The organism is Micrococcus sp. GbtcB5 (genome assembly GCF_019091605.1).
GTDB classification, from domain to species: Bacteria; Actinomycetota; Actinomycetes; order Actinomycetales; family Micrococcaceae; genus Micrococcus; species Micrococcus luteus.
The window spans coordinates 1-278 of sequence record NZ_JAGXJK010000179.1; the positions used below are offsets into that span (position 1 = coordinate 1).

Genomic DNA, 278 nt, shown 5'->3' on the forward strand with positions numbered 1-278 from the left:
AACTATCTCTCATATATAAATGTATGTTCTTTGAAAACTAGATACCAGTGTAGCTCATATTTTTTTAATTTTAGTTTGGTTAAGTTAGAAAGGGCGCACGGTGGATGCCTTGACACTAGGAGTCGATGAAGGACGTGACTAACGCCGATATGCTTCGGGGAGCTGTAAGTAAGCTTTGATCCGAAGATTTCCGAATGGGGAAACCCACCATACGTAATGGTATGGAATCCTTACCTGAATACATAGGGAAAGGAAGACAGGCCCAGGGAACTGAAACA

Annotated in this window: 1 rRNA gene; it reads left to right on the forward strand. The window is 41.7% G+C overall.

Going from position 1 to position 278, the window contains the following annotated elements:
- Nucleotides 1-77: 77 nt before the first annotated feature.
- Nucleotides 78-278: ribosomal RNA gene (locus KVS67_RS11935) — 23S ribosomal RNA — on the forward strand; the annotation flags it as partial.